Below are 17,242 nucleotides of genomic sequence, written 5' to 3' on the forward strand. Positions count from 1 at the left end.
CATCACCACCCGGCTGGTCACGCCGATCTTCTTGCCGATCACGCGCTCGCCCGCATCCAGGCGGTGCTGCACCATGGCCAGCTGGATGCGGTAGGCGTCGTCGATGGACAACTCGGGATAGCGCTCGGTGAGCGGCGCGACGGCCTGGCGGTCGGACAGCGCGCGGTGCAGGCTGGCACCAATATCAACGATTTGTTCGGGTTTCATGGCCTGCCTCACAGTTTCACGCACACATTGCGCAGTTCGGTATAGAACTCCAGCGAATGCACCCCGCCCTCGCGGCCGATGCCGGATTGCTTGGCGCCGCCAAAGGCGGTGCGCAGGTCGCGCAGGAACCAGGCGTTGATCCAGCAGATGCCGACATCCAGGGCGCTACCCATGCGGTGGGCGGTGCCGAGGTCGGACGTCCACACGGTGGCGGCCAGCCCGTAAGGCGTGTCGTTGGCAAGCCGGATCACCTCTTCCTCGGTATCGAACGGCGCGATATGGCAGCAGGGGCCGAAGATCTCCTCGCGGATCACAGCCGAATCTTCGGGCAGACCGGTCCAGATGGTGGGCTGCACCCAGGCGCCTTCGGCCAGGGCGCCGGGCATGTCGGGCACGCCGCCGCCGGTGACCACGGTGGCGCCAGCGTCTGCCGCCTTCTTGTAGTAGGAGAGCACTTTGGCGCGATGCTCCAGCGACACCAGCGGGCCCATGTTCACGCCCTCGTCACCCGGCCGGCCCACGCGCAAGCCCTCGGCCTTTGCCTTGAGCGCCGCGACGAAGCGCTCGAAGATCGGCCGCTGCACATAGACGCGCTCGGTGCCCAGGCACACCTGCCCGCTGTTCTCGAAGGCCGAGCGGGTGATGCCGGCCACGGCCTTGTCGAAATCCGCATCGGCGAAGACGATGCCGGCGTTCTTGCCGCCCAGCTCGAACGAGACCGGGCGCACGCCATTGGCGGCGGCCTTCATGATGGCCTCCCCGGTACGGGTCTCGCCAGTGAAGGTGATGCCGTTCACATCCGGATGCGCGGTCAGGAAGGCGCCGGCGGATTCCGGCCCGAAACCGTGGACCACGTTATAGACACCCGGCGGCACGCCGGCCTCGTTCATTACCTCGCCAAGCAGCGTGGCGGTAGCCGGCGTTTCCTCGGACGGCTTGACCACCACCGTGTTGCCACAGGCCAGCGCCGGGCCGACCTTCCAGGTCATCAGCAGCAGCGGCAGGTTCCACGGGCACACCACGCCGATCACGCCGCGCGGCGAGCGCACCGCGTAGTTGATGGCCTCGCCGCCGTCCGGCGTGGCCATGGCGAAGCTCTCGGTGGGCACGTTCTTGATCAGGTCGGCGAACACCTTGAAGTTGGCCGCGCCGCGCGGGATGTCGATGTGGCTGGCGAGGGAGTGCGGTTTGCCGGTGTCGGCGATCTCGGCTTGCAGGAAGTCGTCGAAGCGCCGGTTGATGCCGTCTGCCACCGCATGCAGCAGCTCGACGCGTTGCGCCACGGTCATCTTGCCCCAGGGACCCTTGAGCGCATGCTTTGCCGCGGCCACGGCGGCATCGACCTCGGCCTGCCCGGCCTCGTGGACATGCCCGATCAGGCTGTTGTCGACCGGGTTGCGGTCGTCGAACTGGCGATTGGTGGCCACCCATTCGCCGTTGATGAAGTTGCGGAATTGTTTCATGCAATTGCCTCGATGACTGATTTTGAAAAGGAATGGTCCCGTCCTGCCTAGGGCGCGTCGGACCCGAGCAGCACAGCGGCTGCCGCGGTCTGTCGTCTCTGTGCCGCGGACAAGCAGGCCAGGGCAATCGCCCCGAGCACGGGAGGGAACGCGATAAGCTGGAACAGCGTCCGTGTATCGGCGAACAGCGTCATCAACATGCCGCCACTGATGGCACCGACGATGGACCCGATGCGCCCCATGGCCAGTGCCCAACTGACACCGGTAGCGCGTATTTGCGTCGGGTACAGCGTTGCGGCCAGCGCGTTCATGCCGGTCTGCCCCCCGACCACGCCGAAACCGGCGCAGAACACTGCGACTGCCAACCAGCCTGGCGTGTCAATCGTCAATCCGATCGCACCCAGGGCAAGGCTGGAACCCAGATACGATGCCGCTAGTACGTAATATGGGTTGAGCCGGTCCATCAACCGCGCCAGTACCAGGGCACCAATGGTGCCGCCCAGCGGCGCCATGGCCGCAATCCGCGCCGCAGCGCTGATGGGATGGCCGGCCTCGCGCATGATGGTGGGCAGCCAGCTGGAAAGGAGATAGAACACGAACAGCGAGCAGAAGTAGGCCACCCAGAGCAACACCGTACGCTGCAGCAGCCCGGCGGCCAGCAGTTGGCGCACGGACGCTTTCGCCACGGCCACATCATGGGTGGCGACGATAGTGTGATTGCGCCAGCGCGCGTCGCCACAGATTCTTTCCACAAATCGATGCAACTGCCCCTGGTGCGCGGGTCGTCCCGCCAGATAGCGCACCGACTCTGGCAAGGCAACCGCGAGGAACGGCAGCAACAGCAGTGGCATGGCGCCGCCCAGCACCAGTACACTGCGCCACCCATGGGCCACGATAAGCTGCGCGGCAAGCTCGCCACCAAGGGCAAAGCCCCCCGTGAAGCCGCAAAAGCTGAGCGTGACGAGGAACATCCGGTGCCGCTTGGGCGCGTATTCGGATGTCAACGCGATTGACGTCGGCATGGCGCCGCCCAATCCCAGCCCCGTCAGGAAACGCAGGGCAATCAGCATCTCCAGGGAGGTCGATGCGGCTGACACCACAGTGCCAAGGCCGAAGATCGCAACGCAGAGCAACATCACCCGCTTGCGGCCAATCCTGTCCGCCAGTGGCCCGATCAACAAGGCGCCTACCAGCAGGCCGAGCAGGCCAGCACTGAACGCCGGCGCCATGGCCGAAACGGCCAGGCCCCATTCGTGCCGCAACGCCGGAGCGATATAGCCGATCGCGGCCGTGTCGAATCCATCGATCGCGACGATCAACCCGCACAAGGCCAGCACCGCGATCTGGAATCGAGACAAACGGCTTTGGTCCACTATGTATTCGATATCGACTATCTTGTCTTCCTTCATGTCTCACTCCATGGGCAGATCGTGCTGCCTCATCTGTTTGTCGGAAACCCAATCGTCTGGTGAACGCTAGGCCGATACCATCGCCATGCTTTCCGAATCGCCGGCCGTCAGGTATTCCCACATCCGTTCGAAGATCCGGCCAACGCGGGTGGCCCGCAATTCGGCGTCCGCCTGCGGGATGACAGCGGCACGGTCGCTCAACCCGGCACCGCGCAACGCGAGATCCATGCGTGCCGCATCCTCCAGGTACCAAGTCAGTACCACCGCATCCTCCAGCGAGCCGCCGGCAACCACGGCGCCGTTGCCCCGCATCACCACCGCGCTGGCCATGCCCAGGGTTTCGGCTACCGCTGCAGCCTGCTCAGGCGTGCGGACCAGCTGCGGGTCGTCCCACAGCGGCACCCCAGCCGAAAAGTAGGTGCCGATGCCGTGCAGGCAACGCGGTGTCAAGCGTGCCGCCGACAACGCCATCACGGCTGGCGGCATGCTACGCACGACGCCGCCAATGTGCGGATGCCGCCGGTAGATCTCCTGATGAATGCGAACTTCGCCCAGCACGCCTTCAGGAAGCGCCTCGTGGACATTCACCACCGTGCCGGTGTCGCTTGCCCCGATCAGCCCCATCGGCTTGGCCGCACAAACCAGAAACGCGCTTGGGCTGAGGCGCACACTGCAATGTCCATAGGCATGGGCGAGATGAGCCCGGCCGATCGCCCGCGCGGCCACACCCAGGAGGCGTTGTTGCGCATCGATGGCACCAGTGTGTGGGAGAGTGGAGGTCGTGCTCATGAGCGAAACTCGGCGATGTCCGGCTTGGCACCCCACATGCAGAAGGATGACGAAGTACCGTTGGGGAAATGGCGAGGGCGGTAGGTCTTCTCGTCTTCCAACGAGATGGTCCTGACGCCGGTCGAGTACTCGTAGATCATGCCGTCCGGGCCTTCGAAATAGAGGAACATGGCGCCCGACGTGGGATGCCGCCCCGGCCCGAACAGGATGCGCACGCCCCGTTCGCGCAACAGGTAGTAAGACCGCATCAGGTCGTCGATACTCTCCACCTGGTGATTGATATGCTGGACGCCGGCGTAAGCGGAAGGGAACAGCGCGATCTTGTGGTGGATCTCGTCGATCCGCAGCAACGGCGCCTCGCCGATCCAGTCACTTACCTTGGCATTGCAGAGCCCCGTCCAGAAGGTTTCGTCGCGCGCTGGACTGGTCGAGCGCAAGCCGATGTGGCTAAAGCCGGTGATGCCGGCATCGCGCGATGGAAAATAACGGCGACCGCTGTGGTCGGGGGCGACAACGAGGTCGATGCTGTTGCCTGACGGATCACGAAAGTTGATGAAGGCGCCAACGCGGCGTAGTTCGCACTGCTCTTTCGAGCCGGTGACGACACGCATGTCGTTGCGATCGAGCACATCGGCGGCCGCGGAAAGCTCGATGGGAGACGCCACCTCGAAGGCCGCAGTGTGGTCTTGGGGATCGCCCTCGAAATAGCACAGCGTGTGGTCACGGCTATCCGAGCGGAAGTAGATGGCCCCATTCTCGCGATGCGCGACTTCCAGGCCCAGCACTTGCGTAGCGTACTGTTCGCAACTCTGCAGGTCGCGCGTCCCAAGACGCACATAACGAATATCGGAAAGATGGATCATTGGGTCTCCTGTTGATCGCCGCCGGCAGATCGCGAAGCAGGAGTAATCGGGCACGCGCTTCCCCGGTCGCAGGGTGAACCGGCCTGGCTGCGTTTGTCTCCTGCCCCCGCAGGCGTTGACGCTGATGCATCGTCCTGTCGGCTGGTTTTGTGCAAATGTAGCCGCGCCGAATGCATAGACAAAGCAAATTGTTATAATTCAGATTATTTGCTTCTCAAATATCAATGCGACTCGATCTGAATTTGCTGCGGGTCTTGCTAGCGATCTACGACACCGGCAGTGTGACGGCAGCGGCCAAGCGCTTGAAGATGAGCCAGCCGGCGGCCAGCGCCGCCCTCTCCCGGTTGCGCGAGTCATTGGGAGATGCCCTGTTTATCCGGCAGGCTGATGGCATGTCGCCTACGCCCCGCGCACAAAGCCTGGCGGGCAAGGCAAGGGAAGTTCTGGACGCCATCGATCACGATATCCTGCGGGCGCCGGATTTTGATCCGCGGGTGTGCAACGATGAATTCGTCTTTTGCCTGAGCGCGATCGGAGAGATCGTGTTTCTGCCAAAGCTGGTGCAACACATCCGCGCTACGGCCCCATCGGCGCGCATTCGTGGCGTCAGCCTCGCTCCCGCCCAGTTGGAAGAAGCCTTGCGGGCCGGCGAGGTCGATCTGGCGCTGGGCTATTTCCCGGATCTACGCAAGGCCGAATACTTCCAGCGCCGCCTGTTTTCGCACGACCTTGTCTGCATGGTGCGCACGGGGCATCGGATCAAAGGACCGCGCATGACCTTGGCGCAGTTCCAGGCTGCGGAACATGCATTCGTCAAGGATGGAAGCCGCACCCAGGAGATGTTTGAAGAGGCTCTCGCCAAGCGAGGCATCCAGCGCAGCATCGTGTTGCATACCGCGCACTATATGAGCATTCCCACCATCATCGCCGAATCCGACCTGGTGGTCGTGCTGCCGCGTACGGTCGCCAATGTGTTTGCCGACTCCCAAAGGGTGCGTATCGTAACGCCTCCAGTTGAAATTCCGCGTTACGATCTAAAAGTGTACTGGCACCGGCGCTTTGCCAAGGATCCCAAATCGAAATGGCTGCGCTCCGTGGTCACAGAGGTTTTCGCCACCGATGTCGACTGAGCAAATTGGGGCTGTCCTGGATGTGGCGGCCAACACCAGATTCCACATGGGGTATGCGGTTCAAACTTCAACGAATCTCGGGAGCGGTGACAGCACCCCTACGAAAACAGGATTAGCGTCGCCCTCAATCCAGGGTGGTTGTCGGTCAATTCAAGCACGCCTCCGTGCTGCTTGGCGACTGCGGCCACGAGACTGAGCCCCAATCCCACACCCGGCGTACTGCGACTTGCGTCGCCGCGGTAGAAGCGCTCCAGGACTTTGGGCTTCTCTTCGTCGGGGATGCCAGGCCCGTCGTCCGACACGGCGATCACCACCGCCCCGTCCGGGCGGCGCGACGCCTCGACCGTGATCGTTCCATTCTTCTGGGCATACTTAAGCGCGTTGTCGATCAGGTTCCCGACCGCCTGTGCAAGCAGCAGTGGATCGCCGGCCAGCGCGAGCGGCCCGGGCGACGCGAAAGAAAGCGCGACCCCTTTCAGTTCTGCGACGGGTTGGTAGAATTCGGCGGCTTCGCCTGCCACCGTTGATGCATCGACTTCAATGAAGCCGGACCGGCGCATGCCGGAGTCGATCTCCGCCAGGCGCAGCAGGGCGTTGAAGATACCAATAACGCGGTCCACGTCGGCGATTGCGCTATCGATCTCGGCGAAGGTTTGCTCCGGACGGGGCCGGGTCACCGACAGCTCCTCCAGGCGGTAACGCAATTCCGCCAAAGGCGTGCGCAGGTCATGCGCGATCGCATTCGACACGTTTCGGATGCCCTCGACCAGGTGCTCGATGTGGTCGAGCATGCGATTTTCCGTCTCCACGAGCGTGTTGAGCTCGTTTTCACCGCCATAAGCCGGCAACCTGTGTGCGAGATTTCCTTGCATGATGGCGGAAGCCGTCTGGTTGATGTCGTGTACCTTGGAAAGTATGGTGCGACGAACCAGCGCCCCCCCTGCCACGCCAAGCAGCAAGACGATGCTGGCAGCGCCCGCCAGGCCATACAGGAACAATGATTCGAGCTTTTCAAACCGGCTGACGTCTCGCCCCAGCAAAAGGTGATAGCCGCCGGGAAGCGCATTGTTCAACAGCACGGCTCTTACCACTCGGCCCCCAACGTCAATTGACGCTACGTGCGTCCCTGTTGATTCGGGAACCTCGCGCGGCCATGCAGGCAGGTTGCCGGCACGCCTCGACCATGTCGGATCGGTGAGCAGAATGATCGTGTTCTCCACGTCCTCGAGTTGCCCGCCCACTCGCGTCTCGATTGCTGCGGCAAGCGCATCGGCGCCCTGCTTGGCAAAGAGGTTCATCATGCTTTGCGCTTCGGCCTGAAGCACCTCGGTTCGACTTTGCTCGATCGTGTTGCTCCAGGCATACCAGAGCGGTGTGGCGAACAGGGCGAGCACAACCAGGCTCACCGCGACATAGCCGAGCGCTACGTTTAGCGCGGAAAAGCGCAGAAGCTTAGTCATCGGCCGTTAGCATGTAGCCGGCATTGCGAATGGTCCGCAGCAATTGCCGAGCGCTGCCGGCATCGAGCTTCTGCCGCAGTTTGCTGACGTGGACGTCCACGACATTGGTCTGTGGGTCGAAGTGATAGTCCCACACGTTCTCCAGCAGCATGGTCCGCGTCACCACCTGGTTGGCATGGCGCATCAGGTACTCGAGCAGCTTGAATTCGCGCGGTTGCAGCGCGACGGTCTTGCCGGCGCGCGTTACCTTATGGGACAGCAGATCCATGGACAGGTCGTCGAGCGTCAGAGTGGTCTCTGCGCGACCGTCCTGTGAACGCCGCAGGAGCGCGTCGAGGCGTGCCAGAAGCTCGCCGAAGGCAAATGGCTTGACGAGATAATCGTCACCGCCGCTCTTGAGGCCGCGAATGCGATCGTCGACATCGGAAAGGGCGCTGAGGATCAGGATCGGTACCTTGTTTCCGGTCCTGCGCAACGCCTCGATGATCCCAAGGCCGTCGATGCCGCCCGGCAGCATGCGATCCATGATGATCGCATCGTAAGGCTCGCTCGCAGCGAGGAACATGCCGTCGCGCCCGTTGTCGGCATGATCCGCAGTATGTCCCGCTTCACGCAAGCCCTTCTTCAGATATTGGGCGACGCGCTCATTGTCCTCGACAATCAATAGTTTCATGATAGATCGGCTTCGGTTTTGATTGAGAGAGATCTCTCTAGCGGGGCATCTGGTATCCAGGGCTGTCTGGTGAAATATTAGCCGCAGCTTCATTCCGTTGCCAGCACGCGATGCTCTGACTGCAGATCGTGGCTGGGCCGTTGTGGGGATAAGGTACCACTTTCATACATCGCGGACCACGCGGCGCTGCGCATCCGCTGCATGATGGTCCATTCATAGAACGGCGGGAGGCATTGAGCGCGCCGTTGCGCTGGCCGTCGCGGGATCAGCCGGCCGCGGTTCGTCGCCGGTGCGCTGGATCCAACCGCCACCGAGCGAGCGGTAAAGGTCGACAAGACTGGTCAGGCGGTTCAGGCGGGTCGTAACTAGTGCCTGCTGCGCGTTGTACAAGTCGGTCTGCGCGGTGAGCACGCTCAGGTAGCTGTCGGTCCCGCTCGCGTAGAGCATGTTCGCCAGCTCCAGCCGGCGCTGCTGGGCATCGGTGTAGCGCTGTTGCGCCGCCAGCTGGTCGTCGTAGGTTCCGCGCGCCGCCAGCCCATCGGAAACCTCGCGGAAAGCGGTCTGGACGGCCTTCTCGTATTGCGCGATGCCGATGTCCTTCTCGACCTTGGCCACATCCAGGTTGGCCTGGTTCGCGCCCGCGGTGAAGATCGGCATGACCAGTGACGGCACGAAGGACCACGCACTGGTGCCGGCCGCGAACAAGCCGCCAAGGGTCGAGCTGGCCGTGCCAAAGGCGCCTGTCAACGAGATGCGCGGAAAGAAGGCCGCGCGCGCGGCGCCGATGTTCGCGTTTTCCGAGCGCAGCACGGCTTCGGCCTCCAGGATATCCGGGCGGCGTTGCAGCAGATCCGAAGGCAGCCCGGCAGGAATGTCGGCCAGGATCGGCGCGGCGCCCAGCTTGGCGGGAGGCGGCAGGTCGAGCGGCAACGGCTGGCCGACCAGCAATACGAGCGCGTTCTCGGCCTGCGCGCGCAGCCGGATCTGGGCGGCGTAATTGGCCTGAGCCTGTTCCACGGTGGTCTGCGACAGGCGCAGGTCCAGTTCCGACGCGGTGCCTGTGTCGTACTGCAGCTTCACGATGGTGTATGCCGCCTGCGCCGTCTTCAAGGTGTTTTGCGTTACCGCGAGTTGCTCATCAAACGCAAGCGTGGTGAGGTACTGGTCGGCGACCTGCGACACCAGCAGGATCTCCGCGGCCTGGCGCGCATGCGCACTCGCCAGGTACTGTTGGAGCGCAGCATCGGACAGGCTCTGAAGGCGGCCGAAGAAGTCGATCTCCCACGAGGCCGATAGACCCACGGAATAGTTGGGCGAGGCATTCGCACTGCCCGAGGAACCGCCCTTCGACGTGCTCCTGGACGAGCCGCTCGCGTTGGCGTTCAGCTGTGGATACAGCGCCGCGCGCTGGATGCGGTATTGCGCCTGGACTTTCCTGACGTTCAGCACTGCGACGCGCAGGTCCCGGTTGTTCGTTAGTGCCAGTTCGACCAGCCGCTGCAGGCGAGGATCGGGAAGGACGTTGCGCCAGCCAATCTCCGCGGCCGGCAGCGTCGTGCCGCCCGCCCCGACTGCAGGATTCTTGTAGGCCTCGCCCACGGGAAACGTCGTTGACACCGGCGCTGCCGGCCGGTTGTACACCGGCTGCAGCGAGCAGCCGGCTGCAAGGGTCACGATCAAGGCACCGGCAGCGCATCTGTATAGCTTCATTTCAATGTCCTCCTGTGCTCAGTCGGTTGCGGCTGTCAACGGCGCTGCCGACTCGGACGGTTGCTTCTTTCTGCCAAGCTTGTTGCTGATCACGACATAGAACATCGGGATCATGAACGTCGCCACAAACGTAGCGGTCAACATCCCGCCTATCACGCCGGTGCCGATCGCGTTCTGGCTGGCCGATCCTGCGCCGTGTGCCAGCGCAAGCGGCAGCACGCCCAGCACGAAGGCCATGGAGGTCATCACGATCGGCCTCATCCGCATATGCGCCGCTTCTATGGCCGCCTGGAGCGCCGTGAGGCCCTGGGCGTGACGCTCACGTGCAAATTCGACGACCAGAATCGCGTTCTTTGCCGACAGGCCGATCGTGGTGAGCAGGCCAACCTGGAAGTACACGTCGTTGGACAAGCCCATCAATGAAGTAGCACCGAGCGCGCCCAGGATGCCAAACGGCACCACCAGGATGACCGACACGGGAACCGACCAGCTTTCATACAAGGCGGCCAGGCTCAGGAACACCACCAGTATCGACAACCCGTACAGAAGCGGCGCCTGCGAGCTCGACTGCTGCTGCTGCAACGAGGTGCCAGTCCACTCGAAGCCGATACCCGGGGGCAGTTGCTTCGCCAGACGCTCCATGGCGAGCATTGCCTGCCCGGAGCTTTTGCCCGGCGCTGCCTGGCCCTGAATCTCCATGGCTTCCACGCCGTTGTAGCGCTGCAGAATTGGCGGACCGTATGTCCATCCGGACGAGGAGAAAGTGGAGAATGGCACCATGGTCCCGCCGCTGTTGCGCACATAGAGCAGATTCGTGTCGCCCGGGTTCATGCGAAAAGGCGCGTCGGCTTGCACATACACCTTCTTGATGCGGCCATCGGTATCGAGAAAGTTGTTGACATAGCGTGAGCCCCAGGCCGTCGACAAGGTCTGATCGACGTCGCTTATGTTGACGCCGAGGGCGGCGGCTTTCTCGCGATCGATGTTGATCTTGAACGTCGGATTGTCTTGTTGCCCGTTAAAGAGCACCTGGGCGAGATCCGGGTCCTGCTTTGCCAGAGCAAGGAGCTGGTCCCGGGCCTTGGCCAGCGCGTCATGGCCGAGGCCGCCGCGATCCTCGAGCTCGAAGTCAAAACCGGCTGCAACGCCCAAGCCACGGATCGGCGGCGGGCTCACGGGAAAGATGATGGCATCCTTGTTCGAGGCGTAACGCTTGATGATGCGATCGGAGAGTGCATTGGCGGACAGGTCGGGACTGGTCCGTTGGCTCCAGTCCTTGAAGCGTACGAACAACTGACCCTGGCTCTGGCCGCGCCCGGCGTTGTTGAAGCCATTTACCATGAAGGTGGCGTCGACCATGGCCGCTTCGTCTTTCAGCAGGTAGTTGCTGACCTCATCGAGTACCGCACCGGTGCGCGCCTGCGTGGCGCCCGGCGGTGTCTGGACCTGGACGAACATGAAGCCTTGATCCTCATTCGGCAGGAACGACGTGGGCAGCCGGACAAACATCACGCCCACGGCACCCACCACCGCCGCGTAGATCAGCAACCAGCGCCCGGACCGCAAGGCAACGTGACGTACACCATGCACGTACTTGTCACGCCCCTTGTCGAAAGTGCGGTTGAACCACCCGAAGAATCCCTTTTTCTCGCCGTGGTCCTCGCGCGGCGGCTTCAGAAGCATGGCGCACAAAGCGGGCGTGAGCGAGAGCGCGACGAACACCGACAGGAGCATCGACGCAACGATCGTGAGCGAGAACTGGCGGTAGATCCCGCCGACCGTGCCGCTGGAGAACGCGACCGGCACAAACACCGCGCACAGCACCAGCGCCACGCCGATCAGCGCGCTGCTGATCTGTCCCATCGCCTTGCGGGTTGCCTCAAGCGGCGACAGTCCCTCCTCGTGCATCACGCGCTCGACGTTCTCGACCACCACGATGGCATCGTCCACCAACAGGCCGATTGCCAGCACCAGGCCGAACATCGAGAGCGTATTGATCGTGAAGCCCAGGGCCGACATCACGCCGAACGTTCCCAGCAAGACCACCGGTACGGTGATCGAGGGGATCAGCGTGGCGCGGAAATTCTGCAGGAACAGGTACATCACCAGGAAAACCAGGACGATGCCTTCCAGCAGGGTCTTGACCACGTCATCGATGGAGACCTTGACGAAAGGCGTGACATCGTTCGGGTAGACGACCTTCAGCCCGTGAGGGAAATACGGCTCCAGCTCCTTGATGCGTGCTCGAATCGCGCTGGCCGTGACCAGCGCGTTCCCTCCGGGTGCCAACTGGATACCAATGCCGGAGGCCGCCTGGCCGCTGTACTTGTTGTCGACATTAAAACTCTCCGCACCCAGATTGATGCGTGCGACGTCACGCAACCGTACCTGCGAACCGCCCGGCAGCACCTTGAGCAAGACGTTGCCGAAATCCTCGGTCGTGCGCAGCAGCGTTGATTCGGTAATCGTTGCGCTCAGCTGCTGATTCTGCACGGCCGGTGTGCCGCCGAGCTGGCCGGCGGAGATCTGCACGTTCTGGCTTTGCAGCGCCGTGTTGACGTCGATCGGGGTGAGCGCGTAGCTATTGAGCTTGTTCGGATCGAGCCAGATCCGCATCGCGTACTGCGTGCCAAAGACGTTCATGTTACCGACGCCGTTGATTCGGCTGATCGGATCCTGAACGTTGGAGACGACATAGTTGGCGATATCGAACTTGTTCATGCTGTTGTCGGCCGACACAAAGCCGATCACCATCAGGAACGCGTTTGTGGACTTGGTAACGCGGACACCCGACTGCTGAACCTGAGCCGGCAGCAACGGCACGGCCAGTTGCAGCTTGTTCTGCACCTGCACCTGCGCGATGTTAGGGTCGGTCCCGCTGGCGAACGTGAGCGTCGTGGTGGACTGGCCGGTATCGTCGCTGGTCGATGACATGTAAAGCAGGTTATCGATCCCGCTCATTTGCTGCTCGATCACCTGGACCACGGTGTTCTGCACCGTCGTCGCCGAAGCACCCGGGTACGTGGTGGCGATCTGGACCGATGGCGGCGCAACCGGCGGAAACTGCTCGATCGGCAGCGATTGAAGGGCCAATCCTCCCGCCAGCATGATGAGGATGGAGAGGACGATCGCGAAGATCGGCCGGTCGATGAAGAATTTTGCCATTGCGAAGCCCGCCTTTATTTTGCCTGCGCCAGCGCAGGCACTTTCGGTGTCGCGGGAATGCCGCCCGCGTCCGCGCTTGCCGTGGCCTGCGTGCCTTGGCTTGGCGCATCGACCGCATGCACCAGCATCCCGGGCTGTACGTTGCGGCCACCGGCCACGATGATCCGTTCGCCCTCGTTCAGGCCGCCGGTGACGACCCACTTGTCGCCCAGCGTGTTCTGCGTCTGAATCGTGCGTTGCGCGACCTTGTTGTCAGGACCGACGACAAGGGTGGTTGCTTGCCCCTGCGGGTCGTGGCCAACGCCCGGGACCGGGACGAGCAGCGCGTGATCATTCACGCCCTGCTCGAGCCGGGCGCGCACGAACATGCCCGGTAGCAGGACATTTTTCGGATTCGGGAAGATCGCGCGGACTGTCACCGAGCCGGTGGCCGGATCGACGGTAATGCCGCTGAACTGGAGCGTGCCCTTGAGCGGGTACTGCGTTCCGTCCTCCAGGGTGAGCGTCACCTTGGCCTGGTCCAGCCCGTTGAGCTTGACTTGCCCACTGGCCACGTCGCGGCGAAGCTGCAACCCTTCGACGCTCGCCTGGTTAAGGTCCACATAGATCGGATCGATCTGCTGCACGGTGGTCAGCAGCGTTGCCGCGCTTCCCTGCACATAGGCGCCCTGGGTGACCTGCGAAATGCCGCTGCGACCGGCAATCGGCGATACGACGTCGGTGTAGCCCAGGTTGAGCTGTGCGATCGCAACTGCCGCCTTCCCGGCGGCCACATCGGCGGCCGCCTGCCTCTGGGCAGCGACCGCGTTGTCGTAGGCCTGTTTGCTGATGGCGTTGCCTGCAATCAGGACTTTGTAACGATCCGCCTGTGCAGTCGTCATGGCGAGGTTCGCTTGCGCTTTTTGCAGCGTCGCCTCCGCGCTACTCAATGCCGCGCGATACGGTGCCGGATCGATCTGGTACAGCGGCTGGTTCGCCTTGACGTCAGCGCCCTCCTGAAAGCTACGCTTTTGCACGATGCCGTCAACGCGGGCGCGGACCTGGGCAATGAGGTATGCGGAGGTGCGGCCAGGGAGTTCCACGGCGACCGGAACGCTGCTCCGCTTGACCGTGACCACCGTGACTTCCGGAGGTGGTGGCGTTGAACTCGCGTGCTTTGCGGGACCGCAGCCCGCGAGCGCCAGGACTGCCAGCGTGGCAGCGAAACAGGCACAGCGCGGATGGGTCCTGCTTGCAAGAACGCCGGCAATGTTAGCTCTCGTGATCATGTTGTACTCCAGGGGCAGCCCGCAAGGTTGTGAAGAGCGGCAGGGGTACTTTGCTTGATCGCGAGTTAAGGCGGGATTGGCGGTTTGTTAACTGTTTTTAATGTGAGAAGGAGGAAGCGAGGTAGTCTTGCGTGGGCGCGAGCGGACATCTCTCGCGCGGGACAGCGGTTTGGTGGCGCGCGGAGGTCTGGCGGTGACCGCCCGCCAAACACGATCCCGGCATGCGCTCGGGCCGGGTCAGGCAGGCCTGGGATGCCCCGTGATGAAACGCCTTCGCATCGGCGCCAGCACGAACTTGGCGGCCAGGCCGGCTGCAATGGTGACCAGCGCCGCCGCTGTGAACACCGCGTCCCAGTCGCCCCGCGCCGCCATGACCGAAGCCAGCGGCACCAGGATCGCCGCGGTGCCCTTGGCCGTATAGAGCGTGCCAGCATTGGCGGCCGCGAACTTGCTGCCGAAGGTGTCCGCGCACAGGGCCGGGAAGATCGAGAAGATCTCGCCCCAGAAGAGAAAGGTCAGCGCCGCGAAACCCATGAACCCGTAGGGATTGTGGCCGAACCGCATCAGGCCCAACAGCGCAAGGCCCTCGCCAATGAAGATGAAGAGCATCGTGTTCTCGCGGCCGATGCGGTCGGAAATGAAGCCGCACAGCGGGCGCGTGAAGCCATTGCACAGATTGTCGATCGACAGCGTCATGGTCAGCAGGGGCAGCGTGAAGCCCATCATGGTCACCGGCATCGAGGCGAAGCCGTAGTCCGTGGCAATGGGCCCCAGCTGCGCGGCCGCCATGATGCCGCCGGCCGCCACCGCGACGAAGGACACGTAGATGGTCCAGAACACCCGCGTCTTCATCATTTGCCGGGGCGAGAACTCGACCGGGTTGCTCAGCACAGCCTTGGCCGCGACTGCACCCCTGGGCGGGCGCGGCTTCACCAGCAGCATCGCCATCAGCAAGATGCTCGCGCCCTGCAGGATGCCGAAGGTGAGGAAGGCCTGCTCGTAGCCAGCGCGCTGGATCATATTGGCAATCGGAATCACCGTCAGCGCCGAGCCCGTACCGAAGCCCGCCGCGGTAAGGCCTGCGGCGAGGCCCCGCTTGTCGGGAAACCATTTGAGCGCATTGCCCACGCAGGTGCCGTAGACGCCCCCGGCACCGATGCCGGCCACCACGGCCGCGAAGTACAACTGGGGCAGGCTGGCGGCATAAGCGTTGATCACCCAGGCCAATCCGACGCAAAGCGCGCCGCCCGCCACCACGGGGCGCGGGCCCAGCTTGTCGACCAGCCAGCCCTCCAGCGGCACCAGCCAGGTCTCGGTCACGATGAAGATGGAGAAGGCCACCTGGATAGCAGATGCCCCCCAGTGATGTTTGGCATCAATGGGCGCGACGAACAGCGTCCAACCGTACTGCAGGTTCGCCACCAGTCCCATGCACACCACACCGATGGAAAGCTGGAACCAACGGTTGTGCAGCAAGCCGCCGTGAATCACGACAGGGCCTGGGTCGCAGTGTTCCATGTCTTGTCTCCTGGGTGGCACGTTGCTCGCGCTCTGCGGCACGGATAGCGGGCCGGCTGGTTCGCAGCTGGCGCATGCGCGCCGGTCATGCGCTGGAGGAGGCCTCCAGTTCCGCCAGGCGTTTGCGCAAGTTGCGCTCCTCGCTAAAGCGACTGGTTTCATCGCGGATCACGGCCACGATCCCGGTCACAGCTTGTTGGGGGGAATGCAGCAGGGCTACCGTGAAGGCGATCGATAAGGCCCGCCCATCCTTATGCGCCGCCGGAACCCGCAGCACGTCGTTCCCGTAGCGCGTTTGCCCGCTTGCCATGGTCTTGTGATATCCGTCCCAATGACGCCCGCGCAAGCGTTGCGGAATAATCAAGTCCAGCGACTGCCCGATCGCTTCGCTTTGCGTGAAGCCAAACATGCGCTCGGCGGCAGGATTCCATAAGGTGATGGTCCCGCTGGCGTCCGAGACGACGATGGCATCGCCGACTGCGGCGACCAGTTGCTTGAAATCGATGGCTGTTTGCATAGACCTACCCGAATTTGAAAGAGATGCTGATCAAGTTTTCCGACCAGGTACAGCGCCCGAACGGGACGCCGTACCTGTCAGCAGCAAAGCCGGAGCAACGGATGCGCGGCCGCTATGTTTGCCATCATCAGACAGCCTGGGCCTCGCGCAAGCGCGCGATTTGCGCCTTGCTATAGCCGAGGCTGGCCAGCACGTCTTCGGTGTGCTCGCCCAGCAACGGCGAGGCGGTGATCTCTGGCTTCAGGTCGGAGAATTTGATCGGGCTGCCTACCGTGAGATAGGTGCCGCGCTCCTTGTGGGGGACTTCCGTGATGCTGCCGCTCGCGCGCAGCGACGGGTCGTTAGCGAGTTCTTTCATGGTCAGCACCGGTGCGCACGGAATATCGAACTTGCGCAGAATATCCACCGCTTCGAACTTGGTCTTGTCGGCCAGCCAGTCTTCGATGGTCTTGAAGATCTCGAAGATATGCGGCTGGCGCGCCTGGGCCGTGCTGTAGGCCGGGTCCTCGATCCATTCGGGCTTGCCCAGCGCCTTGCAAATCGGCGCCCATGCGTGACCCTGGATGGTGAAGTAGATGTAAGCGTTCGGATCGGTTTCCCAGCCCTTGCACTTCAGCACCCAGCCCGGCTGCCCGCCGCCGCCGGCATTGCCGCCACGCGGCACCACATCGCTGAATGTGCCGTGCGGATACTGTGGATATTCCTCCAGGTAGCCTAGCCTGTCCAGGCGCTGCTGGTCGCGCAATTTGACGCGGCACAGGTTCAGCACACTGTCCTGCATCGAAACCGCCACTTTCTGGCCGTTGCCGGTTTTATCGCGCCCTATCAGGGCGGTCAGGATGCCGATCGCCAGGTGCATGCCGGTATTGCTGTCGCCCAGCGCCGCGGCGCTGATGGTCGGCGGACCGTCCCAGAAGCCGGTGGTGGAAGCCGCGCCGCCGGCGCACTGCGCGACATTCTCATAGACCTTCAAGTCGTCGTAGTGGTGCCCGTCGCTGAAGCCCTTGACCGAAGCCACGATCAGCTTCGGGTTGAGTTCCTTGAGGCGCTCCCAGGAGAAACCCATCCGG

At 63.1% G+C, this 17,242-nt stretch carries 13 protein-coding genes and 1 pseudogene; 1 reads left to right on the top strand and 13 read right to left on the bottom strand.

Features of this window, described 5'->3' with window-relative positions:
• From ACYP5B_RS32810 to ACYP5B_RS32830, 5 genes and pseudogenes are all read right to left on the bottom strand, one after another.
• Positions 1 to 207, bottom strand: a pseudogene (locus ACYP5B_RS32810) (2-oxopent-4-enoate hydratase); the annotation flags it as partial.
• 8 nt (positions 208 to 215) lie between these two features.
• Entirely contained in the window at positions 216 to 1,670 is a 1,455-nt protein-coding gene (locus ACYP5B_RS32815; protein ID WP_459572404.1) for a 2-hydroxymuconic semialdehyde dehydrogenase, read from the bottom strand.
• 47 nt (positions 1,671 to 1,717) lie between these two features.
• Positions 1,718 to 3,079 carry an MFS transporter gene (locus ACYP5B_RS32820; protein WP_459572405.1) on the bottom strand — a complete coding sequence of 454 codons (1,362 nt, stop codon included), beginning with the start codon at positions 3,077 to 3,079 and terminating at the stop codon, positions 1,718 to 1,720.
• 66 nt (positions 3,080 to 3,145) lie between these two features.
• Positions 3,146 to 3,868 (bottom strand): class II aldolase/adducin family protein, encoded by a 723-nt coding sequence (locus ACYP5B_RS32825; protein WP_459572406.1) that lies wholly within the window; start codon positions 3,866 to 3,868, stop codon positions 3,146 to 3,148.
• Positions 3,865 to 4,731: a VOC family protein gene (locus ACYP5B_RS32830; protein WP_459572407.1), complete on the bottom strand. Its 867-nt coding sequence runs from the start codon at positions 4,729 to 4,731 to the stop codon at positions 3,865 to 3,867. The genes ACYP5B_RS32825 and ACYP5B_RS32830 overlap by 4 nt, the downstream gene beginning before the upstream one ends.
• A 224-nt stretch (positions 4,732 to 4,955) precedes the next feature.
• Here ACYP5B_RS32830 and ACYP5B_RS32835 point away from each other — a divergent pair, with 224 nt between their 5' ends.
• The gene (locus tag ACYP5B_RS32835; protein WP_459572408.1) at positions 4,956 to 5,861 is read left to right on the top strand and encodes a LysR family transcriptional regulator; all 906 of its coding nucleotides are present in this window, start codon (positions 4,956 to 4,958) and stop codon (positions 5,859 to 5,861) included.
• 98 nt (positions 5,862 to 5,959) lie between these two features.
• Here the strand turns inward: ACYP5B_RS32835 and ACYP5B_RS32840 are convergent, their stop codons facing one another.
• The 8 genes from ACYP5B_RS32840 to frc all read right to left on the bottom strand — a co-directional run.
• Positions 5,960 to 7,321, bottom strand: coding sequence for a sensor histidine kinase (locus ACYP5B_RS32840; protein WP_459572409.1), 1,362 nt, complete (start codon positions 7,319 to 7,321; stop codon positions 5,960 to 5,962).
• Positions 7,314 to 7,994 (bottom strand): response regulator transcription factor, encoded by a 681-nt coding sequence (locus tag ACYP5B_RS32845; protein WP_318238041.1) that lies wholly within the window; start codon positions 7,992 to 7,994, stop codon positions 7,314 to 7,316. Before ACYP5B_RS32845 ends, ACYP5B_RS32840 begins: the two co-directional genes overlap by 8 nt.
• A gap of 213 nt (positions 7,995 to 8,207) precedes the next feature.
• On the bottom strand, positions 8,208 to 9,704 hold the full coding sequence (locus ACYP5B_RS32850) for an efflux transporter outer membrane subunit (protein ID WP_459572410.1): 1,497 nt from the start codon (positions 9,702 to 9,704) through the stop codon (positions 8,208 to 8,210).
• Between the two features lie 18 nt (positions 9,705 to 9,722).
• Entirely contained in the window at positions 9,723 to 12,869 is a 3,147-nt protein-coding gene (locus ACYP5B_RS32855) for an efflux RND transporter permease subunit (protein ID WP_459572411.1), read from the bottom strand.
• A gap of 14 nt (positions 12,870 to 12,883) precedes the next feature.
• On the bottom strand, positions 12,884 to 13,987 hold the full coding sequence (locus ACYP5B_RS32860; protein ID WP_400094143.1) for an efflux RND transporter periplasmic adaptor subunit: 1,104 nt from the start codon (positions 13,985 to 13,987) through the stop codon (positions 12,884 to 12,886).
• Positions 13,988 to 14,374: 387 nt separating this feature from the next.
• Positions 14,375 to 15,655, bottom strand: coding sequence for an oxalate/formate MFS antiporter (oxlT, locus tag ACYP5B_RS32865; protein ID WP_459572412.1), 1,281 nt, complete (start codon positions 15,653 to 15,655; stop codon positions 14,375 to 14,377).
• 85 nt (positions 15,656 to 15,740) lie between these two features.
• Complete coding sequence (locus tag ACYP5B_RS32870) at positions 15,741 to 16,172, bottom strand: PAS domain-containing protein (protein WP_318238038.1); 432 nt, start codon at positions 16,170 to 16,172, stop codon at positions 15,741 to 15,743.
• A 127-nt stretch (positions 16,173 to 16,299) separates the two neighbouring features.
• The coding region (gene frc / locus ACYP5B_RS32875; RefSeq protein WP_459572413.1) for a formyl-CoA transferase at positions 16,300 to 17,242 on the bottom strand (943 nt) is incomplete at its 5' end.

This window comes from Cupriavidus sp. 8B, from assembly GCF_054589115.1.

Bases quoted from the DNA above. Each gene is read 5' to 3' on its own strand.
- ACYP5B_RS32870 (WP_318238038.1), bottom strand. From the start codon at position 16,172: ATGCAAACAGCCATCGATTTCAAGCAACTGGTCGCCGCAGTCGGCGAT.
- ACYP5B_RS32835 (WP_459572408.1), top strand. From the start codon at position 4,956: ATGCGACTCGATCTGAATTTGCTGCGGGTCTTGCTAGCGATCTACGAC.
- ACYP5B_RS32830 (WP_459572407.1), bottom strand. From the start codon at position 4,731: ATGATCCATCTTTCCGATATTCGTTATGTGCGTCTTGGGACGCGCGAC.
- ACYP5B_RS32825 (WP_459572406.1), bottom strand. From the start codon at position 3,868: ATGAGCACGACCTCCACTCTCCCACACACTGGTGCCATCGATGCGCAA.
- ACYP5B_RS32840 (WP_459572409.1), bottom strand. From the start codon at position 7,321: ATGACTAAGCTTCTGCGCTTTTCCGCGCTAAACGTAGCGCTCGGCTAT.
- ACYP5B_RS32820 (WP_459572405.1), bottom strand. From the start codon at position 3,079: ATGAAGGAAGACAAGATAGTCGATATCGAATACATAGTGGACCAAAGC.
- ACYP5B_RS32855 (WP_459572411.1), bottom strand. From the start codon at position 12,869: ATGGCAAAATTCTTCATCGACCGGCCGATCTTCGCGATCGTCCTCTCC.
- oxlT (WP_459572412.1), bottom strand. From the start codon at position 15,655: ATGGAACACTGCGACCCAGGCCCTGTCGTGATTCACGGCGGCTTGCTG.
- ACYP5B_RS32845 (WP_318238041.1), bottom strand. From the start codon at position 7,994: ATGAAACTATTGATTGTCGAGGACAATGAGCGCGTCGCCCAATATCTG.
- ACYP5B_RS32815 (WP_459572404.1), bottom strand. From the start codon at position 1,670: ATGAAACAATTCCGCAACTTCATCAACGGCGAATGGGTGGCCACCAAT.
- ACYP5B_RS32850 (WP_459572410.1), bottom strand. From the start codon at position 9,704: ATGAAGCTATACAGATGCGCTGCCGGTGCCTTGATCGTGACCCTTGCA.